Genomic DNA, 23366 nt, shown 5'->3' on the forward strand with positions numbered 1-23366 from the left:
ACCGGTGGGGTGCGGCCGGGAGCCCGGTCGGCGTGCGCTCCCGGCGGCCGCTGTACAGATGACCGGTACTGCTGTCGGGCGACCGGTACGGATGACCGGTACTGCTGTCGGGGATCCCGTCGAGGGTCAGGGATCCAGGTCGTCGAAGACCCTGCTGAAGTCGATCGCCGGGGGCGCAACGCGCGTAGCGAAATCTTCGTGCCGGGTCCCACAGGCAACGATCACCCACACGGTGACCTCACCCGCCGCTCCGTCCCGGACACCCCAGTCCTGAGCCAGGGCGCTGATGATGTTCAGCCCTCGGCCGCCCCGTGCGGTCACCGAGGGCGTGGCTGGAACAGGGCGGGTCGGACCGCCCCCGTCCGTGACCTCGACCGTCAGCCGTCCCGCCTTGTCGACGCGCCACGCGGCGCGCACCTCTCCGTCCCCGTCTCCGGCTTCCCGCGTGCTCAGGGGCCTGCCATGTCGGCAGGCATTGCTGAGTAGTTCGGAAAGGATCAGTACGGCATCGTCCACGACCGATTCGGACACTCCGCTGATACGCAATTCCTTACGCATGCGGTGCCTCGCCTCGCCCACGCCAGCAGGACCATGGCGAACGTCCATGCACGACGACGTGGGCACTTCCTGTGCCACCATCAACGCCACCCCCGGAACCTCCTTAGCCCCACGCATGGTCTGGATGCCCCGGTGGCCTGGACCGGAAACCGCCGATGGAGAGGCCGCTGACGCATTCAGGCGATCGAATGCGGAGCGGATGCGCCGGAGCACACGCCGTCACAGGCGGGTCTGCGGTGGCAGGTGTGCAAATGGGGACGTCAGCGCCCCAGCTGGGACAGAACCTGTCGAGGTCTGTTCGTGATGATTGCCTCTACACCCAGATCAGCGCACAGCTGAACGTCATCCGGCTCGTTTACGGTCCATACGTGTACGGAACGCCCGGCGGCCTGAAGCTTGCGGATGAAGCCGGGGTGGTTGCGCACGATCCGGATCCCCGGGCCCGCGATCTTCACTCCGGCCGGCAGCCGCCCGTCCCGCATCCGCGGCGAGATGAACTGCATGAGGTACACGGTGGGGATCGTCGGTGCGGCCGCGCGGACCCGGTGCAGGGAGCGCGCGGAGAAGCTCATGACGCGCACCGGGTGGGGGCCGTCGGCGGGCGGAGCGTCGAGGCCGAAGCGCTTGAGGAGGAAGAGGAGGCGCTCTTCCACCTGTCCGGCCCAGCGGGTCGGATGCTTCGTCTCGATCGCGAGCTGGACCGGCCGCCCGGCGTCGGAGACCAGCTCCAGCAGGCGTTCCAGGGTGAGGACGGACGTGCGCTCGGGGTCCGCCTCCCAGTCGGGGGCCTCGTCGCGGTCCCTCCAGGCGCCGAAGTTCAGGGCGGCGAGGTCGGCCAGCTCCAGGGCGGAGACGGCGCCGCGGCCGTTGGAAGTGCGGTTCACCCGGCGGTCGTGGACGAGGACCAGATGGCCGTCGGCGGTGAGCCGGACATCGCATTCGAGGGCGTCTGCGCCGTCCTCGATGGCCTTGCGGTAGGCGGCCAGGGTGTGCTCGGGGGCATCCTCCGAGGCGCCGCGGTGGGCGACGACCTGGATGTGGCGCGGCGTTGCGTGGGTCACCGGGTCATGGTGCCACCGAGGGGGGTCGCGGCGTCGAGCCGGGCACTGCGGCCCCATCCGAAATGTCGGATATAAAGAGTGGGGCAGGATGCACAGGTCCGGCTTACAGTGCTCTGACGGGTGATGGGAAAGGCTTGACCCAGGAACTTGTGCGGCACGTCGAACGTTGAGTCGAACCGATATCGCCAGATATTTCTGATGCCCGTGTGTGACGAGGAGAGAGCGCTGTGAGCACCGAGAACGAGGGCACCGCGGCCCCCACACCCCCCGCGGCCCCGTCCGCATCCCCTGCTCAGGCCTCCGCGACTGCTCAGGCCTCCGCGACGCAGCCCCCGGTACCGGCCTCGCCGCCGGCCGACGCACCGCCGGCCGCCGCCCAGCCGGCCGCCGCACCGCAGGCTGCCTCCGCACCTGTCGGCCCGGCTGAGCCGGTGACCCAGCAGCTTCCGCCCACCCAGCCTCCCGTGGCCCCGGCCTACGCCCAGACTCCCGCGCCGCACGGCCACCAGCCTCCGGCCGCGCACGGAGCAGGCGGCTGGCCGCCCCCGCCGCCCACCGTGCCCGCGTACGGTGCGGGCGGCGGCCACGGCGGCGGTGCCTGGGGCGTTCCCCCGCACCCCCCGACCAACCCGGCGCCCAAGCCGAAGGGCAGGGGCGGCCTGATCGCGAGCGTGCTCGCTGCGGCCCTCATCGCGGGTGGCGTCGGCGGCGGCGTCGGCTACTGGGCCGCGGACCGCACCGACAACGGCAGCAGCTCCACCACGGTCAGCGCCGCCACCCCCGCCAAGGACCTCAAGCGCGAGCCGGGCTCCATCGCGGCCCTGGCGGCGGGCGCACTGCCCAGCGTGGTCACCATCGAGGCCTCGGCCGGTGACGGTGAAGGCGGCACCGGAACCGGCTTCGTCTACGACCAGCAGGGCCACATCCTCACCAACAACCATGTGGTCGCCTCCGCCGCGAACGGCGGCAAGCTCTCCGCGACCTTCTCCGACGGCAAGAAGTACGAAGCCGAGGTCGTGGGCCGGGCCCAGGGGTACGACGTCGCCGTCCTCAAACTGAAGAACCCGCCGAGCGGCCTCAAGCCGCTGCCGCTGGGCGACTCCGAAAAGGTCGCGGTCGGCGACTCGACCATCGCCATCGGCGCCCCCTTCGGCCTGGCCAATACGGTCACCACCGGCATCGTCAGCGCCAAGAACCGCCCGGTGGCCTCCGGTGACGGCTCCGGCGGCAAGAACTCGTACATGAGCGCCCTCCAGACGGACGCCTCCATCAACCCGGGCAACTCCGGCGGCCCGCTCCTCGACGGGCGCGGCGCCGTCATCGGCATCAACTCCGCCATCCAGTCCGCAGGCAACGGCGGCTTCGGCGGCGGTCAGGCCGGTTCGATCGGCCTCGGCTTCGCCATCCCGATCAACCAGGCGAAGAACGTGGCCGAATCGCTGATCAAGACCGGCAAGCCGGTCTACCCGGTGATCTCGGTCTCCGTGGACCTCCAGTCCAAGGTCGAGGGCGCCAAGATCTCCGAGCAGGGCGCTCCGGCCAACGAGCTGGTCGACCCGAACGGTCCGGCCGGCAAGGCGGGCCTCAAGCCGGGCGACATCATCACCGAGTTCGGTGGTAAGCCGGTCGACAGCGGTCCGACGCTGATCAGCCTGATCTGGACGTACAAGCCCGGTGACACGGTGAAGCTCACCTACCTGCGCGACGGGAAGCCGACGACGGTCGACATCACGCTCGGCTCGCGGGTCGGCGACAAGTAGGGCGCCCAGCAAGGGCGGTGGCTTGATGGGGAGGGGCCGTAGGCGGGATTGCGCCTACGGCCCCTCCCAACCTCCGCTTATGCTTCCCCCGTGTTCGATTCCCGGCACATACGGACGTTTCACGCAGTGGTCGCCTCCGGGTCCTACTCGGCGGCCGCTCGCGTCCTCGGGTACACCCAGCCCGCCATCACCCAGCAGATGAAGGCGCTCGAACGCGCCGTCGGAACGCCCCTCTTCACCCGGGTCGGCCGGAAGATGCGGCTGACCGAGGCCGGGGAATCCCTCTCCCGGCATGCCGAGACCATCCTCGGCAGCCTCTCCGCAGCCGAGGCCCAGTTGAAGACGTACGCGCGCCTTCGCACCGGCCGGGTGCGGCTGTGCGGCTTTCCCAGTGCCAATGTCACCCTCGTCCCCGAGGCCCTGAGCGGCCTCGCCAAGGACCATCCGGGCGTGCAGGTCGAACTGCTGGAGGGGGAGCCGCCGGACTCGCTGCGCCGCCTGGAGCGCGGGGAGTGCGACATCACGCTGGCCTTCACCTATCCCGGCCTGCACGAGGAGATCCCGGAGGAGGTGACCGAGGTCAGGCTGCTGGAGGACCAGCTGACGGTGCTGCTTCCGACCGGGCACCCGCTGGCCCGGCGCCGGGCCGTGCACCTGGCCGACCTCGCCGAGGAACGGTGGATCGCGGGGTGTCCACGCTGCCGGGCGAACCTGTTGCACGAGTGCGCGGAGCTGGGCTTCGTGCCGGACATCCGCTTCGCGACCGATGACAACCTGGTGGTGCAGAGCCTTGTCGCGCAGGGCCTGGGCGTGGCGATGATGCCCGCGCTGGTGCTGCCCTCGCTGTCGCTGAACCGGGTCTGCGGGCGGGCGCTCCAGCCCGCCGCCCGCCGCCATATCGCCGCCTACGTCTACCGCGACCACCTGCGGGTGCCGGCGACGGCCGTGGTGCTCGACGCGCTCAAGCAGGTGGCGGCGAACCGCGTCGGCTGCTGACCGAAGCGTCCCCTGCTGGCCGATCCATAAGCGCTGCTTGGGATTTCGGGTCACAACTGTCGTTGGACGTGATGGAACGGCGGCAGCACGCTGCTCATATGACCACCACCACGCCGGCCCGCACCACCACGAGGATGGCCGCCCTCGTCCGTGATATCCGTACCGTCGTGGACCGGGGGCTGGCTCCGGACGTGACCGCCTACCTCGTGGGCGAGCGTTTGGCCCCGCACCTCGGGACGCCCGACCTGCTCACGCCCGAGCAGCGCGAGGGTCACCCCGACCGGTACCGGCAGCACATCCTGCACGCCGAGCCGGACGGCAGCTTCTCGGTGGTGGCCCTGGTGTGGCTGCCCGGACAGGAGACCGCCATCCACGACCACGTCTCATGGTGCGTGGCCGGTGTGCACGAGGGTGAGGAGAGCGAGCTCCGCTACCGGCTGGCCCCGGCGACGGCCACGGCGGGCGCCCGCCTGGTGGCGACCGAGGAAGTCGTCAACGGCCCCGGCGACGTCTGCGGATTCGCCCCACCCGGCGACATACACAAGGTCCGCAACTCCTGTCCCACGACCGCGATATCCCTCCACGTCTACGGCGCCGACGTCGCCCGCCTGGGCAGCAGCGTCCGCCGGGTCTACACGCTCCCCGCCCACTGATGGCCCTGCTGAACCGCCCCGTCGTGCGGGCGGCGCGGACCGATCGTGTTTCACGTGAAACATCGACCCCTTGGCCGGGTCTGGGGTTCGCCGTCACCGGGGCCCTCGCGGCATGGTGCGTGCACCGCCTCGTGCCGGCCGTACCCCTGCTCACCGCGTCCGTGGTGCTCGGCATCGCGGTGGCGCACCTCCCGGGCCTGCGGACCTTCGTACGGGGAACCGCGCGCCCGGGACTCTCCCTGGCCGGGCGGCGGCTCATGCGCATCGGCATCGTCCTCCTGGGGCTCGGCCTCGGGCTGGACCAGGTGCTGCGGCTGGGCTGGGCGACGGTGGCCATGGTGATCGGCGTCGTCGCGGCCACCTTCATCGGCACCCTCTGGCTGGGCCGGCGCCTCGGACTCCCGGGTCAGCAGCCGCTGTTGATCGCCACCGGATACTCGATCTGCGGAGCCTCGGCGATCGGCGCGGTGAGTGAGGTCTCGGGCGCCGACGAGGAGGACGTGGCCGCTTCGGTGGCGCTGGTGACCCTGTGCGGAACCCTGGCCATAGCGGTACTCCCCCTGCTCCAGAGCCCGCTCGGGCTCTCCGACCCGGCTTTCGGCCGGTGGGTGGGCGCGGGCGTCCACGACGTCGGCCAGGTCGTGGCGACCGCGCAGACCGCCGGCCCGGGCGCGCTGGGTGAAGCGGTGCTCGTCAAGCTGATGCGGGTGGCGCTGCTGGCCCCCCTGGTGGCGGCCGTGGCCTTCTCCGTACGGGCCCGCCGGCGCGGGGTGCGCATGGCCTCGGGACGCCGACCGGCCCCCGTGCCCCTCTTCGTGGCCGGGTTCCTCGCCGCGGCCGCGCTGCGCGCCACCGGAGTACTGCCCGACGGAGCGCTGGAGTGGGCGCACACCGTTCAGGAGGCACTGCTGGCGGCGGCCCTGTTCGGCCTCGGGAGCGCGGTGCACCTGCCGACGCTGGCCCGGACCGGCGGCCGGGCCGCGCTGCTCGGCCTCGGGGCTTGGGTGGTGGTCGCCGGGGCCGCGTACGGGGGCGTGATGCTCACCGTATGACCGGCGGGCGGCCGGGAGTCGGCCAATTACTGGCCGGAACCGACCGAACGTTCCGACTGCCTCCTGACATCGACGCGCCGTCGTGCCACTCTGCTCCGCACCTCGCACAGCCGATCCGCACTGACAGTTCTTCACCCCCCCCTGCTCGGGCCCCACCCACGGACCGGGCACGGCAGAAGGAGTCCTGCGTGAATCGTCATCGCACGGCCGTATCCGTCCTCTTGAGCGCGGGCGCCCTGATCGCGGGCGCTCTGACGGCGGCCACCCCCTCGGTCGCCGCGGACACCCCCGCTTCGTTCCGCCAGCAGCACACCGAGGGCTTCTGGACGGCGGAGCGGATGCGCGCCGCCGCCCCGCTCGACATCACAGCGGCGCCGGGAGCCGCCCGTACGCCGGTCGCCACCTCGGCCACCCCCACCCGCATCCCCGCGACGGCCGCCGCATCCCCCACGGCGTTTCCGCAGGCGGGCGGCGCCTGGACGGGTGGCGGCGCGGTGGTGAGGACCTCGGGCCGGGTCTTCTTCACCATGGGAGACCGGACCGCCTCCTGCTCCGGCGACTCGATCACCAGCGCCAACGGCAGCACCGTCATGACGGCCGGGCACTGCGTGAAGTACCAGGGGGCCTGGCACACCAACTGGGTCTTCGTCCCGGCGTACGACAACGGCGCCGCGCCCTACGGCCAGTGGTCGGCCACCAAGACCTTCGCCACCGACCAGTGGGCCGCGAGCGAGGACATGAACATGGACGTCGGCCTCGCCGTCGTCGCCCCCCTGAACGGCCGGACCCTCAGCCAGGCCGTCGGAGCCCAGGGCGTCCTCTTCAACGGGGGCTACAACAAGAAGATGTACTCCTTCGGCTTCCCCGCGGCCGCGCCGTACGACGGCTCGAAGCTCGTCTACTGCAGCGGCAACAGCGGCAAGGACTTCCTGCTGACCAAGGACCACAGCCTGGCCTGCAACATGACCGGCGGCTCCAGCGGCGGCCCCTGGTTCCAGGACTTCAACGAGACCACCGGCCTCGGCACCCAGGTCTCGGTGAACAGCTTCGGCTACACCTTCCTGCCGAACCGGATGTACGGCCCGTACTTCGGCAACGAGGCGAAGGCGGCCTACGACAGGGCCCAGAACGCCTGACCTCCCGCCCAGCCCCGCTCCCGCCCCCGCGGACCCCCACCGCCCGGTACTCTGTACCGGCCAGGTGGGTTGCCCGAGCGGCCTAAGGGAACGGTCTTGAAAACCGTCGTGGCAGCGATGTCACCGTGGGTTCAAATCCCACACCCACCGCACCCGTCGGCGACGCAGTCGGCCAGAAGGGGGTGTCCCGTCATAGGGACACCCCCTTCGTCGTGGACGGGTCATAAAAACGGGGCGGTGTTGCCGGGGTTCCCCCTGTTCCCAGGGCTACCCGGGTTCCGCCGCGGCTGAGGCGGGAGGGGCCTTTGGGCCCTTCGAGTGGTGTTTGTCGGAAGATCGGCGCGCGTGGTGAGGTCGGTGCGGTTGCGGCCACATCATGACGAATGTATGCAGATCCGCCCGTCGGAACATCGCGAAGTGAGGGACCCCGTCATGGCTCAGCGCAACCCTGTCACGTCGATCTGGACCGCCGTCCTCGCCGCTCTGGTGGCTCTCCTCTCCTCCCTCGGATTCGGCGGCAAGGCCGCTCCGACTGCCGCCTCCGCCCCGGCTCCCGCCGCCCCGGCCTCCGCGGCCGCCGGCGCACGCCGGGCGACGGTGAGGGCCCGACGGACCTGGCGGGCGATGATGCGGGGCGGCTCGCTGCCGCCGACCATCAAGCAGCGGATCCGGGCCGAGGCCCACGGCAAGACCCCCTCCGTCCGCCGCTCGACCACCGCCGTCGCCATGGGCGCCGGATCGGGGGCCGCGGACCGGGACGTGCTCGCGCTGGCCGTGTAGGTCCCGTACCGCAAAGTCGAGGCTGTCGAGCGTCAGACGCATCGCAAGGTCCGGTTTCGCAGGCGTACGCGCCGCCGCCGGTAGGAGAACGCGCCGAATTCGGCGCGGGAGGACGAGTAGGCGTAGGAGCATCGCAAGAGATCAGCGCAGGCGCTGGAGCCCGGTCGGTCGTGACCGTGGATCGCGCCGCGAGGTGCCCCCTGAGCGGGGCACGGATGGTTCCCCGGCAGGCGCCGGGGCATGCGATGGCGTGGAACTCGGTATCGCAGGGCCGTAGGCCCGGGAGTCGGTGAGACTCCCGGACGACGCGGCCCTTCTTGGTGTGTCCGGACACACCGCGGCCTCCCACCCCCGTGCCCGGCACCTTGACACCACTGGCGAATCTGACGGACAGTCAGGTCAACTCGTGATGTGATGCCGGGAGGCCAGCGCCGTGCACCTCGCCCCGACCGACGGTCAGTTGCGGCTGCGCGCCGAACTGCGGAAGTACTTCCGGGCCTTGCTGCCCGACGGAGCACCGGAAGACCCCGACCGACAGCGCGAGCTGCTGCGTCGCATCGGTGCCGACGGCCTGCTGGGCCTCGGCTGGCCCGTGGAATTCGGCGGTCAAGGCCGGGGGGCCGCCGAGCAGTTCGTGTTCTTCGACGAGGCCTACCGGGCCGGCGCCCCCATCTCCATGGTCACGCTGAACACCGTCGGTCCGACCTTGATGAAGTACGGGAGCCAGGAGCAGAAGGAATACTTCCTGCCCCGGATCCTCAGGGGAGAGATCGTCTTCGCCATCGGCTACTCCGAGCCCGAGGCCGGCACGGACCTCGCCTCGCTGCGCACCCGCGCCGTCCGCGGGGGCGATGAATGGCTGATCGACGGGCAGAAGGTCTTCACCTCCAACGCCCAGAACGCGGACTGGATCTGGCTCGCCTGCCGCACCGACCCGCAGGCCCCCAAGCACAAGGGCATCTCGATCATCCTGGTGCCCACGGACGCCGCCGGCTTCGCCTGGACCCCGATCGACACCGTCGGCGGACTCACGACCACGGCGACGTACTACGACTCAGTCCGGGTGCCGGCCGGCCATCTCGTCGGCCCGGAACACGCGGGCTGGGGCCTCATCACCAACCAGCTCAACCACGAACGGGTGGCCCTCGCCGCCATGGGCATGCAGGCCGAGGACTTCTACGCATCCGCCCTCACCCATGCCCGGACCCCCGACCCGGTCACCGGCGACCGCCCCGCCGACCGGCCCTGGGTGCGCTCGCGGCTCGCCGAGGCGCACGCGCGACTGGCCGCCGTACGCCTTCTCAACTGGCGCCTGGTCCAGGACGTGGGCGGAGGCGACCTGGCCCCCGGGGACGCGAGCGGGGTGAAGTTCCTCGGCACCGAGACCACCGTGGAGGTCTACCGGATGTGCCAGGAGGTGGTGGGCGAGGAGGCGCTCGTACGGGGCCCCGCGGCCTTCGCCGGTGGCGAGCTGGAGCGGATGAACCGGGCGGCCCAGATCAACACCTTCGGCGGCGGAGTCAGCGAGGTCCAGCGGGAGATCGTCGCGATGACGCGGCTGGGCATGAAGGGGAGGAAGCGATGACGGCCGACGGGAGCGACGGTCCCGAGGCGGCGTATGAGCCCGGTGGTGCCGCGCAGCCCAGTGGTGTCGGGGAGTCCCGTGGGGCTAGGGAAGCCGGTGGTACGAGGGAAGCGGCCCGCTTCCACCAGCTGCTGAAGGCCTTCGAGGGGCAGCCGGCCGTCACCGGCGGCCGCGGCAAGGACCCGGTCAACGAGCCGATGATCCGCCACTGGTGCGAGGCGATGGGCGACGCCAACCCCGCCTACACCGGGCCGGACGCCATCGCTCCGCCCACCATGCTCCAGGCGTGGACGATGGGCGGGCTCCGCGGCCATCCCGGCCGATCCGCCGCCTACGACGCGCTCTTCGCACTCCTCGACGGCGCGGGGCACACCTCGGTGGTGGCCACGGACTGCGAGCAGGAGTACCTCCGTCCACTGCGCCCCGGGGAGACCGTCACCTTCGACGCCGTCATCGAGTCCGTGTCGGCCCGCAAGACGACCAAGCTGGGCAGCGGCCACTTCGTGACCACCCGCATGGACGTCAGGGCGGACGGCGAACTCGCCGGTACACACCGTTTCCGGATCCTGAAGTACAAGCCCGCCGCACCCCAGGCCCAGCCCCAAACCCAGGCCCAGCCCCAAACCCAGCCCCAGCCCCAGCCCCAGCCCCAGACCGGGGCCCTGACCCATACCGCGCCCCAGCCCGAGACCAGCACGTCGGCGCGGCCCCCGGCGCAGCGCCCCCGCCCCGTGATCAACCGTGACAACCAGGGCTTCTGGGACGGAGTCCGCGACCACATGCTCCTCATCCAGCGCTGCACGGCCTGCGCCACCCTCCGCTTCCCGTGGCTCCCCGGGTGCAACGCCTGCGCCTCGCCAGACTGGGACACCGTCGAGGCGTCCGGCGCCGGCACGGTGTTCAGCTACGTCGTGATGCACCACCCCGCTTTCCCGGCCTTCGCCGCGCCCGCCGCCCCCGGTGACCCACCCGGCCCGTACGCGGTCGCCCTGGTCGAGTTGGCCGAGGGCGTGCGAATGATCAGCAACATCACCGGCGTCCCGTACGACAAGGTGCGCATCGGCCTTCCCGTCCGGCTGGAGTTCCTGCGCGCCGAAGACGGCCTCGAACTCCCCGTCTTCCGCGGGAGTGAGGGCTGATGGACTTCCACCCCACCGAGGAGCAGGCCGCCGCGGCCGGCCTCGCCGCCCGGATCTTCCGCGATCTCGCCACCCACGACCGCCTCGCCGCCGCGGGCACCGGCAGCGACGCCGAGCTGTGGAAGGCCCTCACCACGGCCGGCCTGACCACCGCGGTGGAGGACCTCGGCCTGCTCGGGCTGGTGCTGCTGCTGGAGGAACAGGGCCGTACCACCGCGCAAGTCCCCTACGCCGCCACCTGCGTCTACGGGATCCTCCCCCTCGTCGCGCACGGCAGCGCGGAGCAGCGCGCCCGCCTGCTGCCCGCCCTCGGCACGGGCGAGGCGGTGGCCACCGGAGCCTTCCCGGTCCGCGGCCGGATCACGTCCACGGGTTGCCGGCTCACCGGCACCGCGCCGGTCGTGCCCTGGCTGCGCGACGCCACCCATGTGCTGGTCCCGGACGCCGAGCGGACGTTGTGGCTCGTACGGGTCGACGCGCCCGGCGTGGAGACGTCGGCGGTGGAGACCACCGCCCCCTGGTCGGCGGGCCGGCTGACCTTGACCGGCGCGGAGGCGGAACGCATCGGCGCGAAGAGCGCGGCAGGCGCCGGGGACCCCTACGAGGACACGCTCGACGCCGCCCGCACGGCCTTCGCCGGGCTTCAGGCGGGCGTCTGCGCGGGCTCCCTCGCCCGCGCGGTCGCGCACACCTCCACCCGCGAGCAGTTCGGCCGTCCGCTCTCCACCAACCAGGCGGTCATGCTGCGCGCGGCGGACGCGTACATGGACACCGAGGCGATCAGGGTCACCGCGTACGAGGCGGCCTGGCGCATCGATCAGGGCCTCCCGGCGCGCCAGCAGGCGCTGACGGCGGCCTGGTGGGCCTCCGAGGCGGGCAAGCGCGTCGTCCACGCGGGCCAGCATCTGCACGGCGGCACGGGCGCCGACCTCGATCACCCCGTCCACCGCCACTTCTTGTGGGGGCGGCAGCTGGACGCGTACCTGGGCTGCGGCAGCGAGCTGCTGGCCGAACTGGGCGCCGTGCTGGCGCAGGAGGGCTGAGGCATGGGAGTCGTCACGATCAGAGTCGGCGAGGAGCTGCCACCGCTGAAGATCCCGGTCACCCGCACCCTCATCGTCGCGGGCGCGATCGCCTCCCGCGACTATCAGGACGTGCACCACGACGCCTCGCTCGCGCGCGAGAAGGGCTCCCCGGACATCTTCATGAACATCCTGACCACGAACGGCCTGGTCGGCAGGTACATCACCGACCACCTCGGACCCCGGGCCGTCCTGCGCAAGGTGGCCATCCGCCTCGGCGCCCCCAACTACCCGGGCGACACCATGACCTTGACCGGTACCGTCACCGCCCTCGACGGGGACACCGCGGAGATCCGCGTCATCGGCGCCAACGGCATCGGCCACCACGTCACCGGCACCGTCACGGTCGCTGTGGCTCCCGGGAGTGCGCCATGAGCGTCCGCGCCCGCGACCAGCTCGGCGGCCGCGCCGCCATCGCCGGCATCGGGGCGACGCAGTTCTCCAAGGACTCCGGCCGCAGCGAGCTCAAGCTCGCCGTCGAAGCCGTGCACGCCGCCCTCGACGACGCGGGGCTCGCCCCCGCCGACGTCGACGGCATGGTCACCTTCACGATGGACACCAGCCCCGAGATCACCGTGGCCCAGGCGGCGGGCATCGGCGAGCTGTCCTTCTTCTCCCGCGTCCACTACGGCGGCGGCGCGGCCTGCGCCACCGTCCAGCAGGCCGCGCTCGCCGTCGCCACCGGCGTCGCCGAGACCGTGGTCTGCTACCGCTCCTTCAACGAGCGCTCCGGGCGCCGTTTCGGCTCCGGCGTACAGCGGCGCGAGCCGTCGGCGGAGGGTGCGGCCCTCGGCTGGGCACTGCCCTGGGGCCTGTTGACGCCTGCCTCCTGGGTCGCGATGGCAGCCCAGCGCTACCTGCACGCCTACGGCCTCACCCCCGAGGCCTTCGGGCACGTCGCGGTCACCGACCGCCGGCACGCCGCGAACAACCCCGCCGCGTACTTCTACGGCAAGCCGATCACCCTCGCCGACCACGCCGCCTCCCGCTGGATCGTCGAACCGCTGCGGCTGCTGGATTGCTGCCAGGAGACGGACGGCGGCCAAGCCCTCGTCGTGACCAGTACCGAGCGGGCCCGCGGACTGCGGCACGCACCGGCAGTGATCACTGCTGCCGCACAGGGCGCCGGCCGCCGCCAGGAGGCCATGACCTCCTTCTACCGCGACGACCTCACCGGGCTGCCCGAGATGGACGTGGTCGCCCGCCAGCTGTGGCGGACCAGCGGGCTGCGGCCTTCGGACATCGACGTGGGCATCCTGTACGACCACTTCACCCCCTTCGTGCTGATGCAGCTGGAGGAGTTCGGTTTCTGCGGGCCCGGCGAGGCCGCCGATTTCGTGGCCGCCGACGCGCTGGCGCTCAATACCCACGGCGGCCAGCTGGGGGAGGCGTACCTGCACGGCATGAACGGCATCGCCGAGGCCGTCCGCCAGCTGCGCGGCACCTCGGTCAACCAGGTCGCGGGCGCCGCGCACGCCCTGGTCACGGCCGGTACCGGGGTACCGACCTCGGGACTGATCCTGGGCGCCGACGGCTGAGGCCCGGGCGGCGCCCAGGACGGATACGGGCGGCGCCCAGGACGGATCCGGGCGGCGCCGGGGTGCCCCCGCCCCCGTCCCCCGCGCTCGCGCCCTCCACCTTCAGGAGGTGGAGTTGTTCTCGCCTCTACAACCTGAGAGGGATCCGGCTTCGGCACTTACGGCCGATTCGTGGGCTGACCCCGCCTCCTAGCGTGGAGCCATGACCCCGCCTGTGTGCACGCTCGCCGCGAATCCGACGCCGTATCCGTCGTTCTCGGCGTACGTCCGGACCCGCGGCAAGGTCCTGATGCGCACGGCGCGCTCCCTCACCGCCAACCCGTGCGACGCCGAGGACCTGCTCCAGACGGCCCTCACCAAGACGTACGTCGCCTGGGACCGGATCGAGGACCACCGTGCCCTGGACGGCTATGTCCGCCGGACGCTGGTCAACGCCCGTACCTCCCAGTGGCGCAAACGCAAGGTCGACGAGTTCTCCTGCGACGAGCTGCCGGAGACCGCGGGCGTACCGGCTGCCGACCCGGCGGAGGCGCAGGCACTGCGCGACGCCATGTGGCGCGCGGTGACGCGGCTGCCCGACCGGCAGCGGGCCATGGTCGTCCTGCGCTACTACGAGGACCTGAGCGAGGCGCAGACCGCCGAGCTGCTCGGCGTATCGGTCGGCACGGTCAAGAGCGCCGTCTCCCGCGCCCTGGTCAAGCTCCGCGAGGACCCCGAGCTCCGTCCGGTCCGGTGAACCTGGCACGGGAGCTCCGTCCGGTCCGGTGACCCCGGTCAGAGACCCGGCCGGGCCGGTCCCTTGTCCCTCCCCGCTCCGCCGACCCGACGGCGCGTTAGAACGTGGTGATCGATTGCTATAGCGTGCTCGCGTCAAAAGGATGCACACACGCTCTCGGGGGACTTCCATATGACCTATCCGCCGCAACAAGGCCCCGGCCCCTACGGCCAGCCCGGCCCGTACGGACAGCAGCCGCCGCAAGGCCAGCCGCCCCAGCCGGGCTACGGATACCCGCAGCAGCAGGCGCAGCCTCCGTACGGCGGCGCGCCGCAGCAGCAGATGTACCCGCCTCAGCAGCAGATGCAGCCGCCGCATCAGCAGCAGTGGTCCGCCCCGCCGCCGCAGGCACCGGCGCCGCCGTCCCGGCGCGGGGGCATGGGCGTCATGACGATCCTGAAGATCATCGCCGGCGTGATCGTCGCCATCATGTGTGCGGTGGGTTACTTCGCCAGCCGCGACGACGCCGACCAGGCAAAGGTCGGGGACTGCCTCAAGAACAACGGATCCACGGTCAGTCCCGACCTGCAAGTGGTGAAGTGCGGTGGCACCGACGCCGCGTACAAGGTGGTCGAAGTGATCCCCGACACACTGGACACCGCCAGGTGCGAGGGCAAGTCGGACATCGGCTACCACGAGCAGACCAGCGGGGGCCGACGCAGCTCGGGCAAGCAGTTCGTGCTCTGCATCAACGAGGTCAAGAAGTAGCCGAAGCGGCGAGCGGGCCGTGTTTCACGTGAAACATGCGCCGAGGCGAAGAGCGGGGCATGTTTCACGTGAAACATGCCCCCTCCGCCTGTCCGGAGCGTGCAGCCCGCGCGGCCGCGCAACCGCGAAGCCCGTGCGGTCCGCGAACAGCGAAGTCCGCGACCGGGCGGCGGTACAAGAGGTGGCCCCCAGGTAGTGACATACCGAGTGGTACGGCTACAGAATCACCCCGAGTAGCTACCGCCGCGTAACTCAATGGGGAGGCCCCCGGTGTACAGCACCATGCAGGACGTGCCGCTTCTTGTCTCTCGTATCCTGGCCCACGGGTCGACGATTCACGGGAAGTCCCAGGTCACGACCTGGACCGGGGAGGCGGAGCCGCACCGCCGCAGTTTCGCCGAGATCGGTGCCCGAGCCAGCCGCCTGGCCCACGCCCTGCGCGACGAGCTCGGGGTCCAGCCGGCCGACCGCGTCGCCACCCTCATGTGGAACAACTCCGAGCACGTCGAGGCGTACTTCGCGATCCCCTCCATGGGCGCGGTCCTGCACACGCTCAACCTGCGGCTGCCGCCCGAACAGCTGGTCTTCATCGTGAACCACGCCGCCGACCGGGTCGTCCTGGTCAACGGCACGCTCCTGCCCCTGCTGGTGCCGCTGCTGCCGCACCTCCCGACCATCGAGCACGTCGTGGTCTCGGGTGTCGGGGACCGTTCCCCTCTCGAAGGCCTCACCGTGCGCGTCCACGAGTACGAGGACCTCCTCGCGGGCCGCTCCGACCGCTACGACTGGCCGGAGCTGGACGAGCGCCAGGCGGCGGCGATGTGCTACACCTCCGGCACCACCGGGGAGCCGAAGGGCGTCGTCTACTCCCACCGTTCGATCTACCTGCACTCCATGCAGGTCAACATGGCCGAATCGATGGGCCTGACGGACAAGGACACCACCCTCGTGGTGGTCCCGCAGTTTCACGTGAACGCCTGGGGACTTCCGCACGCCACCTTCATGACCGGCATCGGCATGCTGATGCCGGACCGGTTCCTGCAGCCCGCCCCGCTGGCCGAGATGATCGAGCGGGAGAAGCCCACGCACGCCGCGGCCGTCCCCACCATCTGGCAGGGCCTGCTCGCCGAGGTCACCGCCCATCCGCGCGATCTGTCCTCGATGAAGCAGGTCACGATCGGCGGCGCGGCCTGCCCGCCCTCGCTCATGGAGGCCTACGACAAGCTCGGCGTCCGCCTCTGCCACGCCTGGGGGATGACCGAGACCTCCCCGCTGGGCACCATGGCGCACCCGCCGGCCGGCCTGAGCGCCGAGGAGGAGTGGCCGTACCGGATCACCCAGGGCCGCTTCCCGGCCGGCGTCGAAGGGCGCCTGGTCGGGCCCGGCGGCGGCGTCCTGCCCTGGGACGGCGAGTCGGCGGGCGAGCTGGAGGTACGCGGCACCTGGATCGCGGGCGCCTATTACGGCGGCGCGTCCGGCGAGCCCGTCCGCCCGGAGGACAAGTTCAGCGCGGACGGCTGGCTCAAGACCGGCGACGTGGGCGTCATCAGCCCCGACGGCTACCTCACGCTGACCGACCGCGCCAAGGACGTCATCAAGTCCGGTGGAGAGTGGATCTCCAGTGTGGAGCTGGAGAACGCGTTGATGGCACACCCCGACGTGGCGGAGGCGGCCGTCGTCGCCGTACCCGACGACAAGTGGGGCGAGCGCCCGCTGGCCACCGTCGTCCTCAAGGAGGGCGCGAGCGCGGACTACGCCGCACTGCGCGCGTTCCTCGCCCGGTCCATCGCCAAGTGGCAGCTGCCGGAGCGCTGGTCGGTCGTCGAAGCGGTGCCGAAGACCAGCGTCGGCAAGTTCGACAAGAAGGTGATCCGCAAGCAGTACGCGGACGGCGCGCTGGACGTCACCGTGCTCGACTAGCCGCTCTGCTCGGCCGCCCGGCTCAGCGACCCCGCGTCAGCCGCCCCATGTCAGCCGCGGGTGAGCCATGGCCGCAGCAGCCTGCTGACGGCGGGCATGGCCACGTACGTCATCAGGGTGCTGAAGACGACGGCGAAGGCGGCCGTCCGCAGCACGAAGTGCAGATCCACCAGGTACGGCCCGAGCACCGCGTTGCCGATCAGCGAGATCGGGAAGATGGCCAGCCCCGAGCTGATCGCCATCTTCCACCGCGGCGGCGCGGGCCGGGTCGTACCCGGCTTGGCGAACCAGGTCTCCATGCCGTGCAGTTCGCGGCGCGCGATCTCCGAGTGGCGGTGGCCCTGGCAGTTCGCGAACCAGCCCGCCCGCTCCGGCGAGTCCTGCCAGGCCTGGAACGCCGCCTGGTCGCGGAACCGGTGGACGAGGAACCAGGGCCCGCCCCGCGTCGCGGGCCGGAAGAACCCGTACCCGAGATGGTCGGGGAAGGTCGCCGCCGTGTTCAGGATCCCCGTCGCCCAGGTCTCGAAGGCCTCCTCGTGACCGGGCTCCACCTGCCGGGCGATCAGCAGAGTCACCTCCCCGTTGTCGGCGGGGACGCTCTGCTCGGTCCTGTCGATGCTGGCCATCGGCCCAGGATGACTAGTTGGTGCCGATCTTGGCCAGCAGGTCCACGATGCGGCCCTGCACGTCCGGCGTCGTGGCCCGCTCGGCGAGGAAGAGCACGCTCTCCCCGGAGGCCAGCCCCGGCAGGTCCGCCGCCTCGATGCCGGTCGTGGTGTAGACGACCAGCGGCGTGCGGTTCAGCTGTCCGTTGGCACGCAGCCAGTCCACGATCCCGGCCCGCCGACGGCGTACCTGCATCAGGTCCATGACCACCAGATTGGGCCGCATCCGGGTCGCCAGCTCCACGGCGTCGGTATCGGCGCCCGCCCGTGCCACCTGGAGTCCGCGCCGCTCCAGGGCGGCGGTCAGCGCGGTCGCGATCTCCTCGTGCTCCTCGATGAGCAGCACCCGGGAGGGGTGCTGCTCACTGTCCCGGGGCGCGAGCGCCTTGAGGAGGACGGCCGGATCGGCGCCGTACGCGGCTTCGCGCGAGGTGTGCCCCAGCCCGGCCGTGACCAGTACGGGCACCTCGGCTGCCACCGCGGCCTGGCGCAGGGACTGCAAGGCGGTCCGGGTGATCGGCCCGGTCAGCGGGTCCACGAACAGCGCGGCCGGGAACGCGGCGATCTGCGCGTCCACCTCCTCGCGGGAGTGCACGATCACCGGGCGGTAGCCGCGGTCGCTGAGCGCCTGCTGCGTCTGCACGTCGGGAGCCGGCCACACCAGCAGCCGGCGCGGGTTGTCCAGGGGCTCCGGCGGAAGCTCGTCGTCCACGGGGCGCGGCACGGGCCGGTTGACCACCTCGACGGCCCCGCCGGGACCGTCGAGTGGCTCCGGGCCCTCGTCGGAGCCCGCCTCGGGGGCTCCTATGGCGAAGGCCCGGCCCTGGGGCGCGGGCTCGGAGAGGCGGCGTCGGCGGCCGGAACCGCTGGCGTCCACGGAGATGCCCTGGCCGAGGGTGCCGAGGGCGCGCACGCTGATCGGCTGCGGGGCCTGGCCCTCGGCCGTGGTTTCCTGCGGCTGCCGGGCCGCCGGGACCGCGGCCCGGCCGGCGGCTTCGTCGCCCTCGGGAGCGGTATGGGCCGCCGGAGCCGGCCATGCGGGGGCCTCGGACAGCGCGCGCCGCCGCCCGGTCGGGTGCGCCGCGTTGGTGACCTCCCCGGCGTTGCCCGCCGGCCCGGCCTCCACTGCCGCCTGGGCGCCGGCGGCTTCGGGCCCGGCGGGGGGCGCCCCCAGCACGCGGCGCCCACGCCGCCCACCCGGGGCCTCGGCGTCCGCCCCGGGAGCGGGAGCCGGAGCCGCGCCGGTCATGGCGCGGGCCTGCGGAGCGGCCGCGGCCGGTGCGGGACTCGGACTCGGGCCCGCGGGCAGCGCGAAGCCGCCCTCGGGAGCGATGGGCCGTGCGGGAGACGGTGCGGGCGGCGGCGTCGGCCGGAGCCCGGTCGCCGGCACGGGACCGCCGGGCTGCGCCGGACCAGGACCGGAACCGGGACCAGGCCCCCCGGGCTGAGCCGCCATGGGGCCGCCCTGCTGCGCCGCCATGGGGCCGCCGTGCTGCGCCGCCATGGGGCCGCCGTGCTGCGCCGGACCGGCCGGACCCAGCGCCCGCCGCCGCCCGGCGGGATGCTCGGTCACCGGAACCGGGGGGACGGGCGGCACGGGCGCTACGGGAGCCACCGGCGGGAGCGCCGGCATGCCGGTCCCCTGCGGGGCCACGGGCTGCCCACCGCCCCTCCGGCCGCCTTCACCGCTGCCGTCACCGTCGCGGCCACGGCGGCGGCCGGTGCCTAGCCCCGCCGGATTCACCGGGGACTGCGCGAGCTCGGGGGCTGCCACGTCGACGGCCTCGGAGCCGGGCTCCGCCTCGCCCGCCCGCCGCCGCCCGGACGGCAGCGCCAGCGCACCTCCGCCCTCGGGTGCCTGCGCGGCGCCGGCGGCCCCGCCCGGAACCTCGTCGTCCAGGAAGGCGTCCACCCCGCGCCGGGCCCGCCGTCCGCCGGAGACCTTCCCCGCGGCGGCTTCCTCGCCCCCGGCGCCCGCAGGCTCCTCCGCGGGCTCGGGCAGGGTCACCGTCCCGGCTCCGGCGCCGAGCGGCAGCTCCAGTACGTACGCCCCACCGGGCGCGCCCGGCACCTCCACGGTCTGCAGCACACCGCCGTGCGCGGCCACGATCCCCCGCACGATCGGCTCGTGCACCGGGCTGCCGCCCTCGTACGGCCCGCGCACCTCGATCCGTACGACCTCACCGCGCTGCGCGGCGGCCACCACGATCGTCGAGTCGCTGTAGCCGCTGCCCTGGCGCGTCTTGCCGGTGGCGTCCACCCCGGCGACGTCCGCGACCAGGTGCGCGAGCGCGGTCGCGATCCGGTCCGCGTCCACCTCGGCCTCGATGGTCGGCGCGTGGACGGCGAACTGCGCGCGCCCCGGCCCGATGAGCTCGACCGCGCCGTCGATCCCCGCCTTGACGATGCCGTTGATCAGGACATTCTTCTTCACGAGCCGCTCGGCGCCGGCGTCCAGGCGCTGGAAGGCGAGCACGTTGTCCACCAGTGTGGTCATCCGGGAGTACCCGGCGGCCAGGTGGTGCAGCAACTGGTTCGCCTCCGGCCACAGCTGTCCCGCGTCGTCGGCGGCGAGCGTGGACAGTTCCCCGCGCAGCTCCTCCAGCGGCCCGTGCAGCGATTCGCCGAGGACCGCCAGCAGCTGCGCGTGGCGCGCCGCGAGCGCGTCGTAGGGCCGCCGGTCGGTGAAGGTCATGACGGCGCCGACGAGCAGCTCCCCGTCCCGTACCGGCGAGGTGGTCAGATCGACCGCGACCGGCTGCCCGGACTTGTTCCACAGCACCTGTCCGCGCACGCGGTGCTTGCGGCCGCTGCGCAGGGTGTCGGCGAGGGGGGACTCCTCGAAGGGGAACGGCGAGCCGTCGGCGCGTGAGTGCTGGATCAGCCCGTGCAGTTCGCGGTTGCCGAGGTCGGTGGCGCGGTAGCCGAGGATCTGCGCGGCGGCCGGATTGACCAGCACCACCCGTCCGTCGGTGTCCGTGCCGACGACGCCCTCGGCGGCTGCCCGCAGGATCATCTCGGTCTGGCGCTGCGAGCGGGCCAACTCGGCCTCGGTGTCCACGGTCTGGGAGAGATCCCGTACGACGAGCATCAGCAGCTCGTCACCGGTGTAGGAGGGCTGCGGCTCCCGGTAGGCGTCACGGCCGTCCAGATGGGCGCTGGTGACCTCGACGGGGAACTCGCTGCCGTCGGTCCGCCGCGCGGTCATCCGGGTGGGCTTGGCCCGGCCGCCCTCGTCCTCGCCGGGCCGGCGCATCGAGCCCGGGATCAGCTTCGAGTCGAACTCGGGCAGGAGGTCGAGCAGGCCGCGCCCGACGAGGGCGGTGCCCGGGCTTTCCATGACCTCAAGGGCGATCGAATTCGCGTTGACGACCGTGCCGTTGGCGTTGACGAGCAACAGCGCGTCCGGAAGAGCGTCGAGTATTGCTGCGAGGCGAGCAGCGCCTCGGGATGGCCTGCTGCTCACGACGAGCTTCCTCCCCTGACCACAACTACCGGCAAGTCACGGGAGGAGTCTAAGGCCACAGCCCCGCGGCGGGGTGGCGGACGCGGGGTCGATACCGCCCGTACCCCGCATCGTCCCTGGTCAGGAACGCCCGCTCGGAAGCAGAGGTTCCAATTCGTTCCAGCGGCTGATCTCGCATCCGTTCGTCCGCCGGAAGGTCGCGTCCACCTTGCGGCCGTTCCAGGTCCCGGTGATCCGTGCGGTGGCCGGGCCGCCGTGCTGCATGGAGCAGACCTGCCGCTTGGAGAGGGGGGCGAAGGGGTCCCTCCCCTCCTCGGCGAACCGGTCCAGTCGGGCGCAGGCCTGCCGCGCCTCGGGGTGGTCACCGCCGACGGGGTCGCATTCGAGCCGGTATTCCCGGTCCAAGTGGTGGTTACCGGTGTCGGCCATGGCGATGGTGAGGCGGTCGGGGGTTGCCAGCAGTCGCCCCAGGGGCAGCGGGGGCAGGGGCCCAGCCGCCGACGCGGCCAGGGCGGAGGTGACGGCGAAAGCGGCGAGACGCAGCATGGGCACTCCAGGTCGTCCGTACGTCGTACGCCTGACCAACGACGCGGGCGGGCCGACGTTGCGTGCCGGGGCTTTTAGGCTTTGCTCTCCGCCCACCCGTCCTAGTACCGTGGGAGCGGATTGGTGACCGGCCCCGCGCCTGTGTCATCATCTGCACGCACCTTCGTACGCGAGGGTGTGCTGGAGGCGTCGCCTAGTCCGGTCTATGGCGCCGCACTGCTAATGCGGTTTGGGGCTTACACCCCATCGAGGGTTCAAATCCCTCCGCCTCCGCACTTCACGAAGCCCCGGTCCCTCTGGACCGGGGCTTCGGTGCGTTCGAGGGACGGGCGCGGTGTGCCGCGTCCGCGTCCGCCGGGATGGCCGGCACTCGGACCCGCCCCGACGTGTGTGCGACCTCCGCCCCTTCCCGCCTGTCTCCTGCGAACCTAACCGGATGATCTTCTTCCAGCTCGTTTCCGCAGGTCAGTCGTGGTCCGGGTAATGGATTTCGCGTCCCGGCGAGGTCCATGTATTGTTGTTCTCGCAAGGCCAACGGGGCGCAAAACCCCAGCAGGCCAAGCACTCGTAGCTTAACGGATAGAGCATCTGACTACGGATCAGAAGGTTGCAGGTTCGAATCCTGCCGAGTGCACAACAGGCCAGAGGCCCCGGACGAAAGTCCGGGGCCTCTGCCGTTTGGGCCGTACAGCAGCGAAGTACGACAACCGCCTCAGCCGCCGTTGCCGCCCGTCGCTTCGGACAGCTTGCGGATCGCGTCCCGTACCTCTTCTTCGCCCGCCTCGGCATAGACCTCCATCGTCATGACGATCTGCGGTGCCGCAGCGCTGGGCTACCTTCGGGTGGACCTTGAGCGCGACGAGGAGCGAGCTGCACGTGTGCCGGGTGTTCCGGAGCGGGATCACCCGCAGGCCGGCACGCCGAGCCCGCAGCGCGAACATCCGGGTGAGATTCCCCGGCTCGATCGGCGTCCCGTACTTGGTCGTGGAGACCAGGCCGTGGCTGTCCTGCCACAGCTCCCCGGCGGTCTTCCGGTCCCCGGTCTGCTGGGCGGACCTGTTACAGGTTTCTCGCCTCATCAGGCACCCGGCTGCGCTCCGCTCCGCCGGGCGGGCTTCCCGGCCCCGCTCCGCGCGACGCTCCCGCCTCCGCCCCGCTCCGCGCGCGCTGCGCCGACGCCCGCCCCATGGCTGGGATAGGCCCAAGGACACGAGTCGAGCCCCTACGGCCGCCGGTTCCATCCCTCACCGACATGCCTCCGGCAGGGCTCAGGCTCAGGGATGCGGGGCCGGTCGTGCGGCCGCAGCTCCGTCGTGCTTCGAGGTGGGGGGCTGTCATCCCGCCTGTCGGGGTGAGTGGTGAGCGATGCCGACGGGCCTGCACGCCTTCGCTTCAGGTCCGACCACATGCCAGACTGCGGTCCATGACTCACAGCCGAAAGGGCAATGCCGCGTAGGCGCCCCTCTGACGTGCGGGCCAGCATCCCCGTACGGAACGGCGACCACCGTCGCCTCTATCCGGCGCTCGACCGCCTGTCCGGAGCCTGCACAGCCGACATCCGCCGACTGGACCAGAGTCGCTACTGGTCTGAGGCCACATCCGGAGCCTTTTGGCACTGGGCTGCCCTGGCCCACGGCCCACTAAGGCGGCTGGCCAGTCCGCGCACCGAAACCCGATGCGGCATCCGCGAATGCGGCTGCGATCCCTCCCTCTATCGCGACCACCTTGAAGAGGTCCTGCACGCCCTTCCCAAGAAGTCAGCCCGCGAGCTGCGACAACTGGTATGGGCTCTGGACTCGAAGATCCTGGCCCGAGCCAAGGTCATCCACAGCGACTCTCCTCACGCCAGATGGTGGCCAGGCCAGCTTTAGCCGCCCGGTAACGGTCTCAGTTTCCGTCTCCTTCAGGCCCGTCCGGGAGCGTTCAGGTGATACCTGCCTCGGCAT

At 71.9% G+C, this 23366-nt stretch carries 18 protein-coding genes, 3 tRNA genes and 2 pseudogenes; 17 read left to right on the top strand and 6 right to left on the bottom strand.

Annotated features, from left to right (window positions below; genetic code table 11):
• Positions 1-126: 126 nt before the first annotated feature.
• Both ACWDX7_RS16320 and ACWDX7_RS16325 read right to left on the bottom strand, forming a co-directional pair.
• Positions 127-734: pseudogene (locus tag ACWDX7_RS16320) on the bottom strand (ATP-binding protein).
• Between the two features lie 84 nt (positions 735-818).
• Positions 819-1676: a glycerophosphodiester phosphodiesterase gene (locus tag ACWDX7_RS16325; protein WP_451488734.1), complete on the bottom strand. Its 858-nt coding sequence runs from the start codon at positions 1674-1676 to the stop codon at positions 819-821.
• Positions 1677-1846: 170 nt separating this feature from the next.
• Between ACWDX7_RS16325 and ACWDX7_RS16330 the strand changes: the two genes are divergently transcribed.
• From ACWDX7_RS16330 to ACWDX7_RS16400, 15 genes are all read left to right on the top strand, one after another.
• On the top strand, positions 1847-3379 hold the full coding sequence (locus ACWDX7_RS16330; protein WP_451488733.1) for a S1C family serine protease: 1533 nt from the start codon (positions 1847-1849) through the stop codon (positions 3377-3379).
• Positions 3380-3469: 90 nt separating this feature from the next.
• Positions 3470-4375, top strand: a complete 906-nt coding sequence (locus tag ACWDX7_RS16335) for a LysR family transcriptional regulator (RefSeq protein ID WP_451488732.1) — start codon at positions 3470-3472, stop codon at positions 4373-4375.
• A gap of 98 nt (positions 4376-4473) precedes the next feature.
• The gene (locus ACWDX7_RS16340; RefSeq protein ID WP_451488731.1) at positions 4474-5028 is read left to right on the top strand and encodes a cysteine dioxygenase; all 555 of its coding nucleotides are present in this window, start codon (positions 4474-4476) and stop codon (positions 5026-5028) included.
• A complete protein-coding gene (locus ACWDX7_RS16345) occupies positions 5028-6080 on the top strand; it encodes a YeiH family protein (protein WP_451488730.1) in 1053 nt (350 codons plus the stop codon). The genes ACWDX7_RS16340 and ACWDX7_RS16345 overlap by 1 nt, the downstream gene beginning before the upstream one ends.
• A 188-nt stretch (positions 6081-6268) precedes the next feature.
• Positions 6269-7216, top strand: coding sequence for a trypsin-like serine peptidase (locus ACWDX7_RS16350; RefSeq protein WP_451488729.1), 948 nt, complete (start codon positions 6269-6271; stop codon positions 7214-7216).
• A 63-nt stretch (positions 7217-7279) separates the two neighbouring features.
• Positions 7280-7366, top strand: a tRNA-Ser gene (locus tag ACWDX7_RS16355).
• Between the two features lie 282 nt (positions 7367-7648).
• Complete coding sequence (locus ACWDX7_RS16360) at positions 7649-7996, top strand: DUF6344 domain-containing protein (protein ID WP_451488728.1); 348 nt, start codon at positions 7649-7651, stop codon at positions 7994-7996.
• A gap of 433 nt (positions 7997-8429) precedes the next feature.
• On the top strand, positions 8430-9581 hold the full coding sequence (locus ACWDX7_RS16365) for an acyl-CoA dehydrogenase family protein (RefSeq protein WP_451488727.1): 1152 nt from the start codon (positions 8430-8432) through the stop codon (positions 9579-9581).
• Positions 9578-10720: a bifunctional MaoC family dehydratase N-terminal/OB-fold nucleic acid binding domain-containing protein gene (locus tag ACWDX7_RS16370; protein ID WP_451488726.1), complete on the top strand. Its 1143-nt coding sequence runs from the start codon at positions 9578-9580 to the stop codon at positions 10718-10720. The genes ACWDX7_RS16365 and ACWDX7_RS16370 overlap by 4 nt, the downstream gene beginning before the upstream one ends.
• Entirely contained in the window at positions 10720-11763 is a 1044-nt protein-coding gene (locus ACWDX7_RS16375) for an acyl-CoA dehydrogenase family protein (protein WP_451488725.1), read from the top strand. The genes ACWDX7_RS16370 and ACWDX7_RS16375 overlap by 1 nt, the downstream gene beginning before the upstream one ends.
• Positions 11764-11781: 18 nt before the next feature.
• Positions 11782-12177, top strand: a complete 396-nt coding sequence (locus ACWDX7_RS16380; protein WP_451488899.1) for a MaoC family dehydratase — start codon at positions 11782-11784, stop codon at positions 12175-12177.
• Complete coding sequence (locus ACWDX7_RS16385; RefSeq protein ID WP_451488724.1) at positions 12174-13340, top strand: lipid-transfer protein; 1167 nt, start codon at positions 12174-12176, stop codon at positions 13338-13340. The genes ACWDX7_RS16380 and ACWDX7_RS16385 overlap by 4 nt, the downstream gene beginning before the upstream one ends.
• A gap of 202 nt (positions 13341-13542) precedes the next feature.
• On the top strand, positions 13543-14076 hold the full coding sequence (locus tag ACWDX7_RS16390) for a SigE family RNA polymerase sigma factor (RefSeq protein WP_451488723.1): 534 nt from the start codon (positions 13543-13545) through the stop codon (positions 14074-14076).
• Positions 14077-14247: 171 nt separating this feature from the next.
• The gene (locus ACWDX7_RS16395; RefSeq protein WP_451488722.1) at positions 14248-14823 is read left to right on the top strand and encodes an LppU/SCO3897 family protein; all 576 of its coding nucleotides are present in this window, start codon (positions 14248-14250) and stop codon (positions 14821-14823) included.
• Between the two features lie 270 nt (positions 14824-15093).
• Entirely contained in the window at positions 15094-16743 is a 1650-nt protein-coding gene (locus ACWDX7_RS16400) for a long-chain fatty acid--CoA ligase (RefSeq protein WP_451488721.1), read from the top strand.
• A gap of 50 nt (positions 16744-16793) precedes the next feature.
• Here the strand turns inward: ACWDX7_RS16400 and ACWDX7_RS16405 are convergent, their stop codons facing one another.
• The 3 genes from ACWDX7_RS16405 to ACWDX7_RS16415 form a co-directional block, all read right to left on the bottom strand.
• Positions 16794-17369 (bottom strand): antibiotic biosynthesis monooxygenase, encoded by a 576-nt coding sequence (locus ACWDX7_RS16405; protein WP_451488720.1) that lies wholly within the window; start codon positions 17367-17369, stop codon positions 16794-16796.
• A 13-nt stretch (positions 17370-17382) separates the two neighbouring features.
• Positions 17383-20874: a PAS domain-containing protein gene (locus ACWDX7_RS16410; protein WP_451488719.1), complete on the bottom strand. Its 3492-nt coding sequence runs from the start codon at positions 20872-20874 to the stop codon at positions 17383-17385.
• 120 nt (positions 20875-20994) lie between these two features.
• Positions 20995-21420, bottom strand: coding sequence for an SSI family serine proteinase inhibitor (locus ACWDX7_RS16415; RefSeq protein ID WP_451488718.1), 426 nt, complete (start codon positions 21418-21420; stop codon positions 20995-20997).
• Positions 21421-21602: 182 nt separating this feature from the next.
• Here ACWDX7_RS16415 and ACWDX7_RS16420 point away from each other — a divergent pair.
• Together ACWDX7_RS16420 and ACWDX7_RS16425 are read left to right on the top strand one after the other, a co-directional pair.
• Positions 21603-21693 (top strand) — tRNA-Ser (locus ACWDX7_RS16420).
• 288 nt (positions 21694-21981) lie between these two features.
• Positions 21982-22054 (top strand) — tRNA-Arg (locus tag ACWDX7_RS16425).
• 78 nt (positions 22055-22132) lie between these two features.
• On the opposite strand, the pseudogene ACWDX7_RS16430 reads toward ACWDX7_RS16425, so the two are convergent.
• Positions 22133-22478: pseudogene (locus tag ACWDX7_RS16430) on the bottom strand (site-specific integrase); the annotation flags it as partial.
• Positions 22479-23366 lie beyond the last annotated feature (888 nt).

The sequence above is a fragment of the Streptomyces sp. NPDC003034 genome (genome assembly GCF_053591375.1).

Coding starts and splice junctions, on each gene's coding strand:
- ACWDX7_RS16325 (WP_451488734.1), bottom strand. CDS start 1,676: ATGGGGCCGCAGTGCCCGGCTCGACGCCGCGACCCCCCTCGGTGGCAC.
- ACWDX7_RS16405 (WP_451488720.1), bottom strand. CDS start 17,369: ATGGCCAGCATCGACAGGACCGAGCAGAGCGTCCCCGCCGACAACGGG.
- ACWDX7_RS16375 (WP_451488725.1), top strand. CDS start 10,720: ATGGACTTCCACCCCACCGAGGAGCAGGCCGCCGCGGCCGGCCTCGCC.
- ACWDX7_RS16345 (WP_451488730.1), top strand. CDS start 5,028: ATGGCCCTGCTGAACCGCCCCGTCGTGCGGGCGGCGCGGACCGATCGT.
- ACWDX7_RS16395 (WP_451488722.1), top strand. CDS start 14,248: ATGACCTATCCGCCGCAACAAGGCCCCGGCCCCTACGGCCAGCCCGGC.
- ACWDX7_RS16390 (WP_451488723.1), top strand. CDS start 13,543: ATGACCCCGCCTGTGTGCACGCTCGCCGCGAATCCGACGCCGTATCCG.
- ACWDX7_RS16340 (WP_451488731.1), top strand. CDS start 4,474: ATGACCACCACCACGCCGGCCCGCACCACCACGAGGATGGCCGCCCTC.
- ACWDX7_RS16385 (WP_451488724.1), top strand. CDS start 12,174: ATGAGCGTCCGCGCCCGCGACCAGCTCGGCGGCCGCGCCGCCATCGCC.
- ACWDX7_RS16360 (WP_451488728.1), top strand. CDS start 7,649: ATGGCTCAGCGCAACCCTGTCACGTCGATCTGGACCGCCGTCCTCGCC.
- ACWDX7_RS16370 (WP_451488726.1), top strand. CDS start 9,578: ATGACGGCCGACGGGAGCGACGGTCCCGAGGCGGCGTATGAGCCCGGT.
- ACWDX7_RS16415 (WP_451488718.1), bottom strand. CDS start 21,420: ATGCTGCGTCTCGCCGCTTTCGCCGTCACCTCCGCCCTGGCCGCGTCG.